General features: G+C 56.8%; 1 protein-coding gene. It reads right to left on the bottom strand.

Annotated elements, in window-relative coordinates; translation table 11 throughout:
* Nucleotides 1-681 (bottom strand): hypothetical protein (locus P2W72_RS15655; RefSeq protein ID WP_276364566.1); only part of this gene is annotated, 681 nt, incomplete at both ends.

Below are 681 nucleotides of genomic sequence, written 5' to 3'. Positions count from 1 at the left end.
GTGAAGGGCTTCCCGCCGTAACCGTCACATTGCTGCTGGTCACTGCTGTAAGACCTGCAGAAGTAAACTCCAGCGTATAGTTCTCTCCAACAGTTCCGGCTAAGGTCAGGTTCGTGAACGTCGCTGTACCTGCTACGGCAGTAACTGATGTTGTTCCGCCCAGCGTTCCGCCCGTACCCGTTTTGATCGCCACACTCACACTGGCTGTACTGCCCGTCAGGTTTCCCTGTGCATCACGGATGGCAATTACAGGCTGAGTGCTTAAAACCGCTCCACTGGCCCCGCCAACAGGCTGGGTGGTGATCGTCAGCTGTGCCGGACTACCGGCCGTAACCGTTACATTACTGCTGGTAACCGGTGCGAGTCCGGATGAGCTGAACTCTAAAGTATAATTCTCTCCAACAGTTCCGGCTAAGGTCAGATTCGTAAAGGTAGCTATACCTCCTACTGCCGCAACTGACGTTGTTCCGCCCAAAGTTCCGCCCGTACCCGTTTTGATCACCACACTCACACTGGCCGTGCTCCCTGTGATCAGGTTATCCTGTGCATCACGGACCTGGATCACAGGCTGGGTACTCAGCACTGCCCCGCTGGCCCCGCCAACAGGCTGGGTCGTAATCGCCAGCTTGCTGGCTGCTCCCGCTGTGACCGTAACGTTTCCGCTGGTAACCGGGTTTCCCG

It is taken from the genome of Daejeonella sp. H1SJ63 (assembly GCF_029360775.1).
In the GTDB taxonomy this organism is placed as follows: domain Bacteria; phylum Bacteroidota; class Bacteroidia; order Sphingobacteriales; family Sphingobacteriaceae; genus Daejeonella.
Note: the sequence above shows the minus strand (reverse complement) of the source record. Positions and strands in the feature narration are given on the sequence as shown.